Source organism: Paenibacillus sp. QJM3NY_38, from assembly GCF_056173265.1.
This window is the reverse complement of record NZ_CM149665.1, coordinates 1,529,488-1,545,052: the sequence shown is the minus strand read 5'-3', so window position 1 is coordinate 1,545,052 and position 15,565 is coordinate 1,529,488. Positions and strand designations below refer to the sequence as shown.

The 15,565-nt window shown below is 49.4% G+C and carries 13 protein-coding genes; 6 read left to right on the top strand and 7 right to left on the bottom strand.

The window, feature by feature from the left end; translation table 11 throughout:
- Positions 1–121: 121 nt before the first annotated feature.
- Positions 122–1,216, bottom strand: coding sequence for a CapA family protein (locus AC0VZ8_RS06725; RefSeq protein WP_475486445.1), 1,095 nt, complete (start codon positions 1,214–1,216; stop codon positions 122–124).
- A 560-nt stretch (positions 1,217–1,776) separates the two neighbouring features.
- Between AC0VZ8_RS06725 and AC0VZ8_RS06720 the strand changes: the two genes are divergently transcribed.
- The 4 genes from AC0VZ8_RS06720 to AC0VZ8_RS06705 all read left to right on the top strand — a co-directional run bounded on the left by AC0VZ8_RS06720 (position 1,777) and on the right by AC0VZ8_RS06705 (position 4,150).
- The gene (locus AC0VZ8_RS06720) at positions 1,777–2,259 is read left to right on the top strand and encodes an Lrp/AsnC family transcriptional regulator (protein ID WP_475486444.1); all 483 of its coding nucleotides are present in this window, start codon (positions 1,777–1,779) and stop codon (positions 2,257–2,259) included.
- Between the two features lie 53 nt (positions 2,260–2,312).
- Positions 2,313–2,882, top strand: coding sequence for a chromate transporter (locus AC0VZ8_RS06715; protein ID WP_475487652.1), 570 nt, complete (start codon positions 2,313–2,315; stop codon positions 2,880–2,882).
- Positions 2,882–3,424: a chromate transporter gene (locus tag AC0VZ8_RS06710; protein WP_475486443.1), complete on the top strand. Its 543-nt coding sequence runs from the start codon at positions 2,882–2,884 to the stop codon at positions 3,422–3,424. Before AC0VZ8_RS06715 ends, AC0VZ8_RS06710 begins: the two co-directional genes overlap by 1 nt.
- 177 nt (positions 3,425–3,601) lie before the next feature.
- A complete protein-coding gene (locus tag AC0VZ8_RS06705; protein ID WP_475486442.1) occupies positions 3,602–4,150 on the top strand; it encodes a hypothetical protein in 549 nt (182 codons plus the stop codon).
- Between the two features lie 629 nt (positions 4,151–4,779).
- Here the strand turns inward: AC0VZ8_RS06705 and AC0VZ8_RS06700 are convergent.
- The 6 genes from AC0VZ8_RS06700 to AC0VZ8_RS06675 all read right to left on the bottom strand — a co-directional run bounded on the left by AC0VZ8_RS06700 (position 4,780) and on the right by AC0VZ8_RS06675 (position 12,655).
- The gene (locus tag AC0VZ8_RS06700; RefSeq protein WP_071221177.1) at positions 4,780–5,139 is read right to left on the bottom strand and encodes a Rieske (2Fe-2S) protein; all 360 of its coding nucleotides are present in this window, start codon (positions 5,137–5,139) and stop codon (positions 4,780–4,782) included.
- 488 nt (positions 5,140–5,627) lie between these two features.
- Positions 5,628–6,683 (bottom strand): amidohydrolase family protein, encoded by a 1,056-nt coding sequence (locus AC0VZ8_RS06695; RefSeq protein WP_475486441.1) that lies wholly within the window; start codon positions 6,681–6,683, stop codon positions 5,628–5,630.
- A gap of 27 nt (positions 6,684–6,710) precedes the next feature.
- Positions 6,711–8,261, bottom strand: a complete 1,551-nt coding sequence (locus AC0VZ8_RS06690; protein WP_475486440.1) for an ABC transporter substrate-binding protein — start codon at positions 8,259–8,261, stop codon at positions 6,711–6,713.
- A gap of 65 nt (positions 8,262–8,326) precedes the next feature.
- Positions 8,327–9,187 carry a carbohydrate ABC transporter permease gene (locus AC0VZ8_RS06685; RefSeq protein ID WP_071221179.1) on the bottom strand — a complete coding sequence of 287 codons (861 nt, stop codon included), beginning with the start codon at positions 9,185–9,187 and terminating at the stop codon, positions 8,327–8,329.
- Between the two features lie 12 nt (positions 9,188–9,199).
- Positions 9,200–10,120, bottom strand: coding sequence for an ABC transporter permease (locus AC0VZ8_RS06680; RefSeq protein WP_260067014.1), 921 nt, complete (start codon positions 10,118–10,120; stop codon positions 9,200–9,202).
- A gap of 228 nt (positions 10,121–10,348) precedes the next feature.
- Positions 10,349–12,655, bottom strand: a complete 2,307-nt coding sequence (locus tag AC0VZ8_RS06675; protein WP_475486439.1) for a helix-turn-helix domain-containing protein — start codon at positions 12,653–12,655, stop codon at positions 10,349–10,351.
- A gap of 245 nt (positions 12,656–12,900) precedes the next feature.
- Between AC0VZ8_RS06675 and AC0VZ8_RS06670 the strand changes: the two genes are divergently transcribed.
- Positions 12,901–14,082, top strand: a complete 1,182-nt coding sequence (locus tag AC0VZ8_RS06670) for a glycerate kinase family protein (protein WP_475486438.1) — start codon at positions 12,901–12,903, stop codon at positions 14,080–14,082.
- Complete coding sequence (locus AC0VZ8_RS06665; protein WP_475486437.1) at positions 14,082–15,551, top strand: SLC13 family permease; 1,470 nt, start codon at positions 14,082–14,084, stop codon at positions 15,549–15,551. The genes AC0VZ8_RS06670 and AC0VZ8_RS06665 overlap by 1 nt, the downstream gene beginning before the upstream one ends.
- Positions 15,552–15,565: the final 14 nt, after the last annotated feature.

The following is a 15,565-nucleotide window of genomic DNA, read 5'->3' as shown; positions in this document are numbered from 1 at the left end:
ATGCGGGGAATGAAACAAACGCCTTGCTGCCAGTTTCCGACTTGTTTTTACGGGGACCTTCCAAAAAGCGCACAAAAAAACAACCGCAGCTTATAGCCACAGTTGTTTTCAACATTCCCTATTATTTTTTGCTGACGTTGCCGTTGGCATCAATCTTTGCATTGTAGGAGAGTTTATTAAGTTTCGCGATGATGTCTTTGTTGTACTTCTTGTCCATCAGATTCGGTTGGCCTTGAATAATCTTCACCGGCGTAACCCGGCTCGTGATCTTGGAGCCTTGGATTTCAACATGCACCATCATCGACAGCAAGGTTTTGTCCCCGCCCCGGGTCGAGCGGTTGAACACGAAGTTGCCGAGCGAATAATAAATCGGCTTGTTCTTGTAATATTCGATGCCCATCAACGTATGGCTGTGCGATCCAATAATGATGTCGGCACCGGCGTCGATCATCTTCTTCGCCATCGTGCGCGCATATTCTTCCGGATAGTCAGCGAATTCCTCGTTCCAGTGGATGTACACGATTGTGTAATCATTTGTTTTTGCCGATTTCTTGATATGAGTCAGCATCGGCTCCATCGTGTACGCGGAAGCAGCGCCCGGATGGTTCTTGCCCGCGATCCAGGAATTGTCCGACAGCACCCGGCTGACGCCCAGCACCGCAATTTTCTTTCCGTCAATGTGCTTCACGTAAGGCTGGAAGGCCTCGTCAATATTGCGCCCCGCTCCGGTATACCCGATCTTATGGCGCTTCAGATGGGTAATCGTGTCCAGCATGGCCTGCTGGCCATAGTCCAGGATGTGGTTGTTCGCCAGCGTTACGCCGTCGATTCCCGCGTATACCAAGCCCTTGAGCGTGTCCGGCTTCGAACGGAAAGCAAAGGTTTTATCCGCAGCCTTGCCGCGAATGGAGACCGGCGTCTCCAGGTTGGCAAACGCCATATCCGCTTTTTTCAAGATGGGGGCTACCTTCTTAAAAGGATATAGGTTACCGAATCTATCAATCTGGTTCCCCACGTAGCCGTCTAACAGAATGTCACCTGCAAAAACAAGATTTATCGGTTTACTCTTCGACTTGGCCTGAGTGGTTGTGCCCGCTTTATCCTTAGTCTCCTGGACCTTGCTCTGAGTCTCATTACCATCCGTGCCTGCCGCCGAGACCAAACTCGCCGGAATGAGCATAACGATAACCAGAATGAGGCAAAATAATCTCTTCATCTCCATGCCGCCTTTCCAAATAAGAACTTCTAAGAAGCTAGTCATTTACCATGTTTATCCTATCATAAATTGATAGAAAAGGGTAATTCTATAAAACTAACCATTTAATAGAATTAAGAAATGGATTCTATTAAATGGTGAACTAAAGATTCTTAGCCTGAGCATCACTACGAATGCGGATTATTTCTTCCGATCGCTGTTGCCCCCAAATTTCTTCTATTCATCCGTATCATGGTTGAAATCCGGGGGCAGTATATGCTTCCGATGCGAGCTTTCCTTTGGAAAGCTTTCGGGCGACCTCTTCGTTTCTCCAGAATAATTCCGCCTTCTCCGTTGAAGCATATAAACATCCAAATAAATCAAAACTATCTTTTTCTATCCATAGTCTTAGACTTGAAAAGCGGACAAAAAGTTTCAAATTTTGCAAATCAGATTGAAAACATTATAAATTGCTTATATATTTAAACGTATCGCAAGTATAAATTTCATTTTAATTACGTTTTGTAATAATTTTGTCAGGTAACTCTTACATATAAGTAAAACCAAAGGAGCTACAGCCCATGGATATTCATTCTTCCGGTGAGAACGCACCTCCCCTGATTGATGATACGGACCGCAAAATCATCGCGATCCTCGGCAAGAACGGACGAATCTCGTACACGGATTTGGCTAAGGAGATTGGGTTGTCCCGCGTGGCCGCGCAGGCCAGGGTCAATGCCCTGATCGATGACGGCGTCATTGAACGCTTCGCGGCTGTCATTAATCCGGAAAAAGTGGGGATTTCGGTGTCCGCTTTTTTTAATGTGGAGGTGGAGCCCAAATATTTGCAGCAGGTGGCGGACACATTGGAGAACGAGCCGTATGTAACAAGTCTGTATCATATGACCGGTCCCAGTAAGCTGCATATGCACGGACTTTTTACCGATCATAAGGAAATGGAAATGTTTCTAAATGAGAAGCTTTACCCGCTCCCGGGCATTACGAGTGTGGACACGCAGATCTTAATCAAGCGTTATAAAAGCCGAATGGGCATCCGACTCTAACTCTCTCGACAGAAAGGACTCATATCTTGCCTGATAAAACTAGCAACCCATACATGGAATTAACGTTCGGCATGTTCCGAACCGGCATACTCGGCTACGGCGGCGGGCCTTCGGTTATTCCGTTGATCCGTCACGAGGCCGTCGTTCGTTACCGCTGGCTCAGCGACGATGAATTCGGAGAGGTGCTCGCGCTGGCCAACGCGCTTCCGGGTCCGATTGCCACGAAGATGGCCGCCTATCTCGGTTACCGAAAAAAAGGGGTGCTTGGCGCGGTGGTCGCTGTTCTGGCGCATATCCTTCCAACCTGTATTGCGATGATCGCGCTGCTGTCGGCCGTGACATTCCTCAGCAGCTCCAAAGTGGTGGCGGGCATGATTGCCGGCGTTACGCCAGTTATTGCCGTCATGCTGGGCACGATGGCTTACGAATTCGGCGAGAAAGCTGTAAAGGGGCTCGGCATCTATGCCGGGATCGGATTTTTCGTGGTGTCGTTTCTCCTGCTGGAGCGTTTCCAGCTCCATCCGGCCCTCGTCATTATGCTGTTCCTTGCTTATGGCACCGTGCATTTTAGAACCGTAGCCAAACTCAAAAAACAAAGACGGGATAAGGAGGGGTCCGCCTGATGGAAGAATGGCTGCAGCTGCTGGTCAGCTTTTTTGTCTCCAACGTGCTCGGTTATGGCGGCGGCCCCGCTTCGATCCCGCTCATGTACAAAGAGATCGTCACCCATCACGGCTGGCTGACCGACCCGGAATTCTCCAACATGCTTGCCCTTGGCAACGCGCTTCCCGGTCCGATCGCCACCAAAATCGCCGCTTTTGTCGGGTATGGCGTATCCGGCTGGATGGGCATGACCCTCGCCCTCGCGGCGACGGTCATCCCTTCCGCGGTAGCGCTTATCTGGCTGCTGAATTTGCTGCAGAAATACCGCACGTCGCCCGTGGTCAAAGGCATGACCCTGCTGGTTCAGCCGGTCATCGCCATCATGATGCTGACTCTGACATGGCAGATCGGCCAAAGCTCTGTCATCTCCATCGGCCTCCTGCAATCCCTCGGCATCGCCGCCGTCGCCTTCTGGGCCATGAACATCCGCAAGATCCACCCGGCGCTGGTGATCCTGGCCGCGTTCGCTTACGGGGGCTTGGTGCTGTCGCAGGTGGTGTGAGGAGGGATTCTTTTTCAGTAAATTATTTACACTCACTAATAGATTATCTAATGAGAAGGCTACGGAATACCATAGTCTTTTCTTTTATTTCAACCTCGTGTTATATACGAAAGGATAAATCGGTTGAGCGTGGTAAAACTAGGATAAACATTCCAGTATGGAGGGAATAAACAGAAGATGAAGAAGATCGCATTAGCCCTAATGTGTATCCTGCTTTTATTTGGATTAACGCAGTCGGCGTTTGCAGATGATCAAGTTTTGCACCAGCTCAGTAAAGACACTGATTTTGTTATTTATGCGCCTCAACTGCCGAAGACCGATTGGAAACTGGACATTCCCGTGCCTTATCCGTATAAACCCGGCGAGAAAAAAATTACCTTTACCAGATTTAGTTACTTTGATATGTCTGGATCCATTTATTTAATGGGAGTCGAACAACATAAAGCGTACGGTTACAGGTTCACTCAGTCCATTACAAACATAGATATCAAAAATAACACCAGCTCAACTAAACAAAAAGAGCGTACATTTACATTTGATACAAGGGGGGAGCTGGTCACATGGGATGATATCGAAGGGCGATTTGAGTCATGGGCCACTAAAAAACAGAATGGCGGCTATCTGAAATGGATTCAAGGTGATACTTACATTGAAATGAGCAGCGTCGTTTTGACTAAGGAACAAATGATTGAAGTCGCCAGATCTATGAAGCCGGTTGAACATTAGTGTATTTCATTCTTAAGAGGAGCACCCAATACGCTAGCGTAATCTTGTTTCGACAACAATAAACCGTTCTCTAAAATCGCTATGACCAAAAGAGCGAGTAAGAGGGACTCACTCCCACCATCCTCGCTCTTTTTTCAATCGGAGCCATCCAAGCCGTCACCGGACTACGCACCGTACCTATGACCCACTTAGACGAACAGTGCAATGAGCAGCAGGTCACTGTGAACCGGACGTCCAAAAATATGATCGCCATATGGTCAACAGCCATCCAAGCATGCCCCGAACCACGAATCGTGCGCACGATGTACAAATATCATTCCATATGTCCCTAAGTCCTCTTGCTCTATGGTCGTGAGGACTTTCTAACGGACTCAGAATACCTTATTTTGTACAAAATAGCCCTATGGGTAGCTTTAGCGGACACAGAGGACCTTATTTGCTGTTTTTATTGGTATTGGCACCCGTAATTCGCACAATAGCGGATCTGGAGTCCGGTACATTGTAAAAAATCGAGTTTTGATCTTAAATAACGGATCTAGGGTCCGTTAAAAGTTGACACAAGTAACTTGAGTGCCCATGGGTAGTAATGTACCATCAGCCCCATGAATTACATCCCTTCATTTCCCCGCCTATTTCCTCCCCATCACCACCCCGATCCTGCCCTCTTGGACCTCCACCTTATACTTCTTCACCCGGATGCGGTCGCTAAACAGCGACTTGCCGGTCTGCAGGTCAAACTCCCATCCATGCCAGGGACAGCGGACAATTTCGCCTGCCCGGCCGTATTCGTAGTCGTATACCTCCGAAGGAAGCGTCGTACCGGAGACCAGTCCTGCGCAGATTGGCGCCCCCTGATGCGGGCAGTAGTTCAGAATCGCGTGATACTCGCCGTTGACCTGATAGATGCCGATTTCGCGTCCCTCTATGTTCACGACCGCGTGCCCGCCCTCCGGAACGTCCTCCTCCGCCAGCACGTAATGTACCGCCATATATGCCACCTCCTTGCCTATGCGCCCAGCTTTGTAGGGTTTGGCTTTGAGTTTGCTTTGAGTTTGCTTTGAGTTTGCTTTGAGTTTGCTTTGACTTTGGTTCAACTTTAGTTCAACTTTGTTATGCCTTTGTTTTCGCCCTTCTTCTTTTGCCTTTGGTTCAACTTTGTTTTTGTGTTTTCGAACTTCTTCTTTCGCCTCTGGTTCAACTTTGCTTTGAATTTAGTTCACCTTTGTTTTCGACGTTTTTTCGCCTTTCTTTCAACTTTGGTTTCGACTTTCTCTCATCTTTGGTTTCGACTTTCTCTCGCCTATGGTTCGTCTTTCGTTTTTCTCTGGCTCGCCTTTCGTTCGTCTTTCGTATGTCTCTGGCTCATCTTTGGTCCGTCTTTGGTCTGACCTTGCTTTACCCATAACCCCAGCTTCAATTATTCAAGCAAGCTTTCATACGGATACCGTGCATCCATTTATCCATTTATCCGTTCCGCTCAATCCAACTTGTACAGCTGCTTCGCATTCTCATAAAAAACCTTTCGCCGCGCCTCCGGCTTCAGGCCCCGTAAAATATGGCCAGGCGAGTCGAAGTCCCAGTGCGGGTAATCGCTGGAATAGAGCAGCATGTTCTCCGCATCGATCATATTGAAGAGATCGATGAGATGCTGCGGGTTGTCGGGCTCCTCAATCGGCTGCGTCGATAAGTAGCAATGCTCCCGAATATACTCGCTTGGCATTTTCGTTAACCAGGGAACGGTTGCGCGCAGCGCTTTATAATTTTTATCCAGCCGCCACATCAGGCCCGGCAGCCAAGCGACTCCGCCTTCAACCAGAACCACCTTCAGGTTCGGATACTTCACGAACACGCCCTCGCATACCATGCTCACCAGATGTGCCATAAACATCTGGGAGAGGCAGGTGTGCCACTCAATGTAGCGGGTCGGGTAGCCGGCCGCGGTGGGAGCGGTCGAGCTGCCGCCTCCCTCAGCTCCCGGATGGATTGCGAGCGGCAGCCCGTTACGCTCCGCCGCTTCGTAGATCGGGTGATAGAAGCGCTGCCCCAGCGGCGAACGCGCCGCACTGGAGATCATCACCTCCACGATATCCGGGTGCCCGCCGATGCGGTCGATCTCGCGTCCCGCCAGCAGCGGATCCTGGGTGGCTACCGCCATTGCGCCTTTGAACGCTTTATGTTTGCCGAGCCACTCGGCTATCAGGTAATCGTTATAGGCCGAGCATATGGCTGCCGCGTAATCCGGATCATGCGTTGATGAAATGTTGTAGACGACCCCCGTCAGCACGGCATAATCCAGATTGTAGCCTTCGATCAGCTGCTTGATCATATAATCGGGATCGGAGCCGGCTTTGCCTCCCCCCGGAGGGATCGAGTCTTTTTTCATCACGCCGATCGGCGAGTAATAACCCGAGCCGGCATAGCCGATACCAGAGGCGGCCACCCGCGAGCGCCAGGGCTCCTGCAGATAAGGAAGCAGCGCCCTGTCATCCTGTTCATTATGAACATCGACATCGATGATTTTGTAGTCGTCCATGTCCCATTCCTCCATCTCCATTACAGATTACTTCCCGCCATACGTGCGCGTATATGCGTTGTTATACATGGCAAGGAGTTCGTCGGAGCCGAGTTTCTTGGCCTGGTCAATAAATTGCTGGTAGGTTGTATCATTAATCGGTGTTTTGCCTGTTACAAACTCCGTCACCTTCTGCTCAAGGAATTTGTTCAGATTGTTCAGCTTCGATTTCTCAAGCTCCAGCTCCTCTTCCGTCTTAACGATCTGCTTTGGTGCCGGGACGATATACTGCTCATACCGTGCATTGATATCCTTGCTCTTCTCGCTTAACCCGCGTTCCCACACTTCCCGCGACTTGGCGTTATTCAGCGTGATCAGGTCATACCAGACGCCCCAGTCCTTGCGCAGCGCATTAAACGGAGATTCGCCGAACTCCTTGTTATATACCGCTTTGCCGTCCTCCATCGTATACGTTTTGCCTTCGATTCCTAGGGACAAATAATTCGTTCCTTCTTCGCTGACCAGATAATCGAGGAATTGGACGGCGCGCTCCTTATCCTTCACTTTGGCCGATATCGCTCGGCCGACGGTGCCAACGACCGGACGGGAGAACTGATAGTTCTTGATCCCTTCGGCGGCAAAGGATGGAATCGCGTCCAGCTCATATTCCGCCGTACCGGCTCCTCTCGCCTTGGCAACCAAGGATTCAAGATCCGCCTTCCAGAAAAACGTCACCAAGGATTTGCCCGTCAGAATGCGCTCCTCCCACTGCGCTTGCGTCAGCAGTGAGAATTCCGGATCCAGCAATTTTTCTGCGTACAGCTTATTCAGAAACACCAGCATATCCTGATAATTCTCATGATAAGGAGCGAACCCGTACTGATCCGTTGTCGGATCCAGATTGTAGAAGCCGCTGATACCGGTGAAGATTCGTCCGAATGTTGTATACAGCCCTGTATCCCCGACAATGGCGTTCGAGATCAGCGGATATGAATCCGGCACCTTTTCTTTGAGTGTTTTTAAATATTGATAAAATTCATCCACCGTGGTCGGAGCCTGTATCCCATGCTGATCCATGATGTCCTTGCGGGCATACCATATAAAGTTGAAGCCCTTGCCCTCCGCATCCCCTTCCAGGACAGGTACGGTATACAAACCTCCGTCCGTGCCCGTTGCCAGCGCTTTGGCTTCCGGATATTTCTCGTAAAAGGCTTTCAGATTCGGAGCCCGATCCAAATAATCATTGAGATTCAGGAACACCTTCTCCGGCCCATGCTCCCGGCCGTCCTGCGTCGGCACCTGGATAAAATCCGTGGCGGTATTCGTGGCAATCATGATCTGCCTTTTCTCGTCAAGACCTTCCTGGCTTACGATCTGGAACTCAACCTTAACGCCCGTCTTGGCCTCAATTTCTTTGAATATTTCCCAATCATCCCGTACCTTGCCCTCCACCCGGTCATAGACCAGCCACGAGAATGTAACCGGATTGTCCGGACTTAACATGCCCGTATCCTTCTTGTCTCCGCCTGTGCAGCCTGTCACGAGCATTACGCAGAGCAGTAGAATCGTGAGCGCCATTCTGAACCCCGTTCGCTTCATTCCTTAACCTCCCCTTTTCTAACTCAGCATTTTGCAAAATTCGATCTCGTTCGCAGCTTATTGCATTACCCCTTGATCCCCCCAATCATCGTGCCCTGTACAAAATACTTCTGGATGAACGGATAGACGCACAGAATCGGCAGTGTACCAATCATAATCATGGCGTACTTCAAGGTTTCCAAATGGGTCAGGTCCCCTTCGCCCTGCACATTCGTACCGGCGATCAGGATGTTGCGCATCATAATTTGCAGCGGGTACATATCGCGGTCATTCAGATAGATGAGAGCGCTGAAAAAGGAGTTCCATTGATTCACAGCCGTAAACAGGCCGATCGTGACCATGACCGGCACGGATAACGGCAGCACAATCCGCACCAGGATTTGCAGGGACCCGCATCCGTCGATGGCGGCTGCGTCCTCAAGCTCCTCCGGCAGCGCCTCGAAGAATGTCCGCATAATAAACAGATACCAGGTGCTGATCAACGACGGGAGCACGATCGCCCATATCGTATCCAGCATCCCAAGCTTCTGAACGATCAGGAAGGTCGGAATCATTCCCCCGCTGAAGAGAAGGGTGAAAGCCGCCATCAACAAGATCACCCTCCGGCCGGGCAGCCAGCGCTTCGCAAGCGGGTATGCCATCGCAGACGTCGCAATCAGGGTTAATACCGTATGGACAAATGTATAGCGGATCGTATTCCAATAGCTCACCCAAAGATCCGGATTGTAGATGAGCTGCTCATAAGCGATCAGCGTAATCTTCTTCGGCCAGAGCAGGACAGCACCGCTCGCTACCATGGCATTGTTGCTGATCGATGCCGAAAATACATACACCATCGGATAGGCCATCACGATGACAAGCACAAGCATGAACACCACATTCAATACATCAAACACCTTCGAGGCCAAGCTTTCCTGCTTCTTCATCACACACCTCCCTTACCACAGGCTGGTCTCTGAATATTTGCGTACGATCCGATTCGCCGCAACGACCAGAATGAAGCCAATCGCGGATTGGAACAGGCCCACCGCTGTTGCGAAGCTGAAATCGGCATCAAGAATCCCCCGCCTATAGACAAAGGTGTTAATGACATCCGAGGTTTCGTAATTCATCGTGTTGTAGATCAAGAGTATTTTCTCGAAGCTGGCCTCCATGAAATTACCGAGCGACAGCACGAACAGAATAATCATGACCGGAACCATGCCGATGAACGTAATATGCCGGACCTGCTGCCAGCGGTTCGCCCCATCCATCTTGGCCGCTTCGTACAGCGTTGGATCGATTCCGGCAATCGCTGCCAGATAGAGAATGGTGCCCCAGCCCACCTTCTGCCAGATCTCGGAGCCGACATAGACTGTACGGAACCACTCCGGCATACCTAGAAACATAATGGGCTCGATGCCAAACATCTTGACGAGCAGATGATTGACAACTCCGGTTGTCGGCGAAAGAAAGGTAACGAGTATGCCGGCGATAACGACGGTGGAGAGGAAATGCGGCATATAGCTGATGTTTTGCACAAATCGTTTGAACCATTTGCCCTTCAGTTCATGGAACAGGACCGCCAGAATAATAGGGGCGGGAAAATGAAACAGAAGGTCGTACACATTCAGCATGATCGTGTTGCGAATCAGCTTCCATGCATCGGGAGTAACGTAGAAGAATTCAATCAAATGCTTCAGTCCGACAAACTCGCTTCCCAGAATGCCCCGGCCGATCGAATAGTCCTGGAAGGCGATGATAATGCCATACATCGGCGCGTACTTGAATATCAAGTAGTACAAAATGCCGGGCAGCATCAGCAAGTACAGCGCTTTATGCTTTTTCAGAACATACCCGATCCGCGATAGCTGCGCCAATCATCCCCACCTCCAATTCTGTTTAAGATGAACGAAAGAATCTTAGCCTGAGCATCTCCACGATTGCGGAGATTCGTTGTTGTCCCCACTATACGAGCCGTGCTTCAAGGCGTAAAGCGTGCATCTTTTCATCGAGACACTTCTTTTGCAGGCCTGTTAGCACAAGGCTTTATCGGCAGCCGAATGCAAAAAAAGAGACTTCAGAAAATAATGCAGTCTCTTCTTCCCTTATTGGTGAATGTTCCGGTACTTTGCAGGTGTTATGCCTTCGTATCTGCGGAAAGCCCGAATCAGCGAATTCCTGCCCCAATACCCCACCTTCTCGGCAATCTCGTCCATTTTCAGATCGGTCTCCAGCAAAAATTGCTTGGCCTTCATCAACCGGTACTTCGCGATATATTCCACATATTTTTCACCCACCTCCTCCTTGAAGGTCCGACTGAAATGTCCTATGGACATGTTCATCATGCCTGCAAAATACTCAATCGACAGCTCTTGATCATAATGCTTGTGGATGTAGTCCACAATCTCTATGAATTGCTGACTGCGGCTGTTAGCCTGCGGCATCCGGAACAGAAACCCGTGTATGTCCTCGAAACAGCGCTTTAACTCGTCCCATGTCATGCAGCGATTCATTCGTTCAAACAGACCCGAATAATAAGGAACGTTCAGTTCATTGCGCTCTGATTCCACCGCCCGGATCCATGTGTTCAGCACGTCAGCGAGCAAATATTTCATTTGCACGGCTGCCGCGTCTTTGCGCTTCCCCTCCTCCAACAGATCAAACACGGATTGGAGCAGCTTGTCGTACTCTCTGGTTTTGTACTGATTGAGAATTCGCTGGACCTCCTGCACGGACAAGAAAGGGTCCCATTGCTGCAGCTCCCGGTTAGGCTGACTCGTGCAAATTTCAATCATAGAGTGCAGTCCCCGATACTTCAGCATGGCGGCGGCATGCTCATAGGACAGATGCAGCTCTTCCATGGCGTGAACGGTTTTGCCGATACCGATGGTCGCTTTATAATAAGCGCTATATTCCAGGAAAATGAGTCGAACGCTTTCCGCCATATACTCCGGGTGGTCTTCCCGAATCGGATCATGCTGAACGATGCAAGCGAGTATATCCGGCCTTGTCTGGCAGATCCACAACATACCGGGTGCCAGCTGGTGGATCTTGTCCTTCAGCTCTGTGAGCAGAAACGTCTTGGTCGACTCCGATGCCCCATCGTACACGGGCGGATCATAGTGGAAGGAGATGCACAGGACGGTTCTGGCCGCTTCATGGCTGTAGGCAAACTCAATCTCCTTGGCGTAGTATTCAATCGATAATGCGTCACGATACTGGCCCAGTAATATTTTCGTAAAAAACTGCTCCTGCACAATCGGCAGCATCCCGCTCACCATCTGGAACAGCTCTTTATTCTCCGTCATGATGAACTGGGAGTAGCGTTTGATGACATCAAACTCATCTCCTTCGTGACGGAGTGCCTCGCCAGAGAGGTGATGTGGCTTCAGCCCTTCCCTAATCTCCCGGATCGGCCGATATAATCGCCGGCTTAAATAATACGAGGCGAGAGCGCCGACAGTCAGGAAGAAGATAAGGAACAACCAGCTGATCAAGCGGGTAATATAAACCGGCTTCATTAATGTTCCTAAATCAATCATGCTGATATAATGCCAAGACTCGTCAAAGCTCGAAGTTAGGAAGGACAGCCCCATCTTGTCCGATATCGTAAATTGCGGGGCCATGCCCTCTGTGCGGATTCGCTGCTGCAGCGCTTGCTGATCCTGCTCGGTCAATCCGGTTTGAGAGATCAGTTTTCCTGCATCATCCACAATTGCAGTACCGTTAACCCAGTTTTCCGTAATATGAATTTGCTCTTGAAGCTTGTCTGGGTTCACATCGACCAGGAGATATACTTCAGGTGCGGCGGTATTGAATGGATAGCTCATCGAAGCCGTTAAGGTGGCTGAAGAATCCATAAAGTCCATCATTTTCTTACCGGACAGTTCAGCCTCCAGCTTATTGCGGCGGTTCAAATCCATGGGATATCGGGAGGAGAAATAATACGATTTATTCGTATACGTTTCGGAATCAATGATCAGGTCCTCGTGTACAAAATAATAGGATGCTCTATCAACCAAATCATCCGATTCCAGCTGCTGGAGCTGTTCCCGCAGCGAATGAAGCAGCTCCGGGAGGAGCTGACGGTCCGGGGATGAAGCCATGGGTGTGAGGAGCACGCTTCGCAGTCTCGAGGTGCTGAGGATATTAATCATATGGGTCTTCAACGATTGCAGCTCTGTGTCGGTCTGCTCGGAGAACCGGCTCATCATGACGTTGTTGAAGCGCTCCGCATCCTTTTCAATGATTCGAACGACAAGCACCTGTGCAAGCACACATGCAACAATGACCGGAATGAGAATCAGGAGGAAATAGTTCGCGAACAGCCTCCAAAAAAGGGTATGCCTCCTGGGAGGAGGGGAAGCAGCTCCTAACTCAGGAGATCGGTTAGGTGGTATCCTTCGCTTCATAAATATCCCCCCTTTGTATTTAAAATTTAAGGATAGCGAATCCCCTTGGCATGATCGGGTTCGTCATTTTTACTATATTTTGATGTTAGTTATAATATTCTTAATAGAAACCATTCGGAATCTCCTCTTATTCCACGGCACCCGGTCATGGCATTATTTCACAGCAAATTCTAATTCATCTCTAACCGTCCTCTCCTCTTTCTGTTTTAAAGTTTAAGCAACAACAGACAACAGGAGGAAAAGATATGAAAATCGTTATGGTTCCATCCGGATTTAAAGAGTGCCTGGATGCCGATGAAGTGGGAGAAGCCATGGAAAGGGGCGTTCATCGTTTACATATGGATGCAAGCATTACCGTTATCCCTATGATTGACGGCGGGGAAGGATTTGCTAGGAGCATCGTCAATATAAAGCAAGGACAGCTGTATCATATGGAAGTAACCGGGCCAGTCGGTCAACCTATCACGAGCTGCTTCGGAGTCTACACTGAACATAATAAAAAGACTGCGGTCATCGAAATGGCTGCAGCAGCAGGCTTGAAGCTTGTTCCAAGAGACCGTCGCAACCCTTTATGGACGACCACCTATGGCGTGGGGGAGCTCATCAAAGGGGCACTGGACTATGGCGTCGACCATATCTTGATCGGCTGCGGAGATTCCGGAACATGCGACGGTGGTGCGGGAATGGCACAAGCCTTGGGAGCAGTGTTTAGCGATGAAGCTGGGAAACCGGTCTTTGTTAGGGGCGGCGGGGATTTACATAAAGTGCAGACCATTGAATTGGCAGGATTAGATCCAAGACCTCGGGATGTGCAGATCGACGTGGCCTGCAATTGGCATAACATCCTTTGCGGAATGGATGGCGTTGCTCACGTTTTTGCCCCGCAAAAAGGAGCTACTGAAGCAGAAGTGGAGCAACTGGCAGGCGCTCTTCATCATTATGCCTATCTGATACACAGCCAGCTTGGAGTGGATATAACCCATGCTCCTGGAAGCGGGGCATCCGGGGGCTTAGGCGCAGGACTGGCCGCTTTCACCAAGGCTAAGCTTCACCCACGTTACGAGATCATCATGCAATACATAAATATCGAAGAGCATATCCTTGGAGCGGATGTCGTGTTAACGGCAGAGGGCTGTCTGGATTACCAAACCCCAAACGGGAAAATACCTTCTGAGGTTGCGAGAATTGCCAAATCAAAAGGAATCCCGGTTATTGCAATCACCGGAACGATCGGCGAAAATGCTGAAATCAATTATGAAAATGGAATCGATGCGTATTCAAGCATTATTCAAACACCGACCTCATTAGATCAAGCCATCAAAAAAGCAGCCCTATGGATTGCAGATAGTACCGAAGCTGCGCTCCGGCATGTGCGTATCGGATATCAGATTGCCCATAGGTCGTTTGTCGAAGGGAAGCGACCATAATGGAGCCTGAATACGTACGATCTACGGGAAAAGAGCTGGGCAAGCCTGCCCTCGGATCAGAGGCAGTCCAGTCTACCAAACGCTTTTCCCCAAAAACCTGGTGGATTGTATTGGGTATTGCAGGATGCAGTGTTTGGATCGCTTCTGTCGATCGTTTATCTTATTCAGGAAAAATAGCCCTCTTATTCTTTATCATAGCCATGGTTTTGTGGATTTTTTCCAGCCTGCCGGCCGGGATGATTGCTTTAGGCGCCCTGATGTGCATAGTCTTATTGAAGGGCTCATCCGCTTCATTACTTTACGAATCCATTGCTGAAGAAATCGTATGGTTGATGATAGGTTCATTTATAATCGGTGAAAGTGTAAAAACCAGCGGACTTGCCTCGCGATGTACTCGCTTCGTGTTACAGCGTGCCGGCAAACCCGAGCATTTATTGGGGTGGCTCGCTTTGGTCATCCAGCCCTTAACTTTTTTTATACCGTCTACTTCCGGCCGGGCGGCACTAACGTTACCTGTGGTGAAAGAGCTTCAGAGTGTATTAAGGAATTCGCAGCAAAAAAGAGCAGTCGCGATGCTCATTCCCGTTATGATATTACTCGCTTCATCGGCTACGATCATCGGGGCGGGCTCTCACATCATTGGCATCGGGTTATTAAACGGGGCAACCGGTGAAGATATTTCGTATGTAACATGGTTTCTTTGGGGAGCGCCCTTCGCGCTTGTCATGTGCGGTCTGGCTCTTGTATTCATAAAAATCATGTTTTGGAGAAATGAACCGCGCAGCGAAGTCATGACCTCTGAATATAAAAATGTAGAAAAGCTCCCTCTAACCAACAGTGAGAAGAAAACCATCGTTATGATTGCGGTTTTAGTGATCCTGTGGATGACTGAAGCCCTGCACGGTTATGACATTGCCTTTATTACCATGGTTGGCTCCATGCTCTTCATGCTGCCCTCTATCGGGATAATGGGATGGAAGCAGGGCATACAGAGTGTTTCTTGGAATTTGATCCTCTTTGTCGCCGCAGCTACGGCACTGGGAAAAGCACTTGTTGAGAATGGCGTGGTTGCTTGGCTTCAGCATATGGTATTCAGTAAACTAAGTTTTCTGCAAGCGGCCCCCACATTTATGACGGTGCTCATCGTGATCCTCATATCGGTTACCTCACACTTATATATTACGTCGCATACAACCAGAGCGGTAGTAATGACGCCGGCTTTTATTGTGCTGAGCCAGATTCTTGGACTTCATGCGCCTTCGGTGGTGTTTTTGACGCTGGTAGGCATGAACTACTGCATTACATTTCCAGTAAGTTCAAAGGCACTGCTCCTATTTTACGAAGATGAGCATGTTTCCTATCAGGCTAAGGATTTAGTGAAGCTCAGTATTGTTTTAATGCCCGTTTATATAGTAGTTATGCTATTGTTCTACTACTCTTATTGGAAATGGACGGGATTGACGATATAAAAAAGAAATAGACC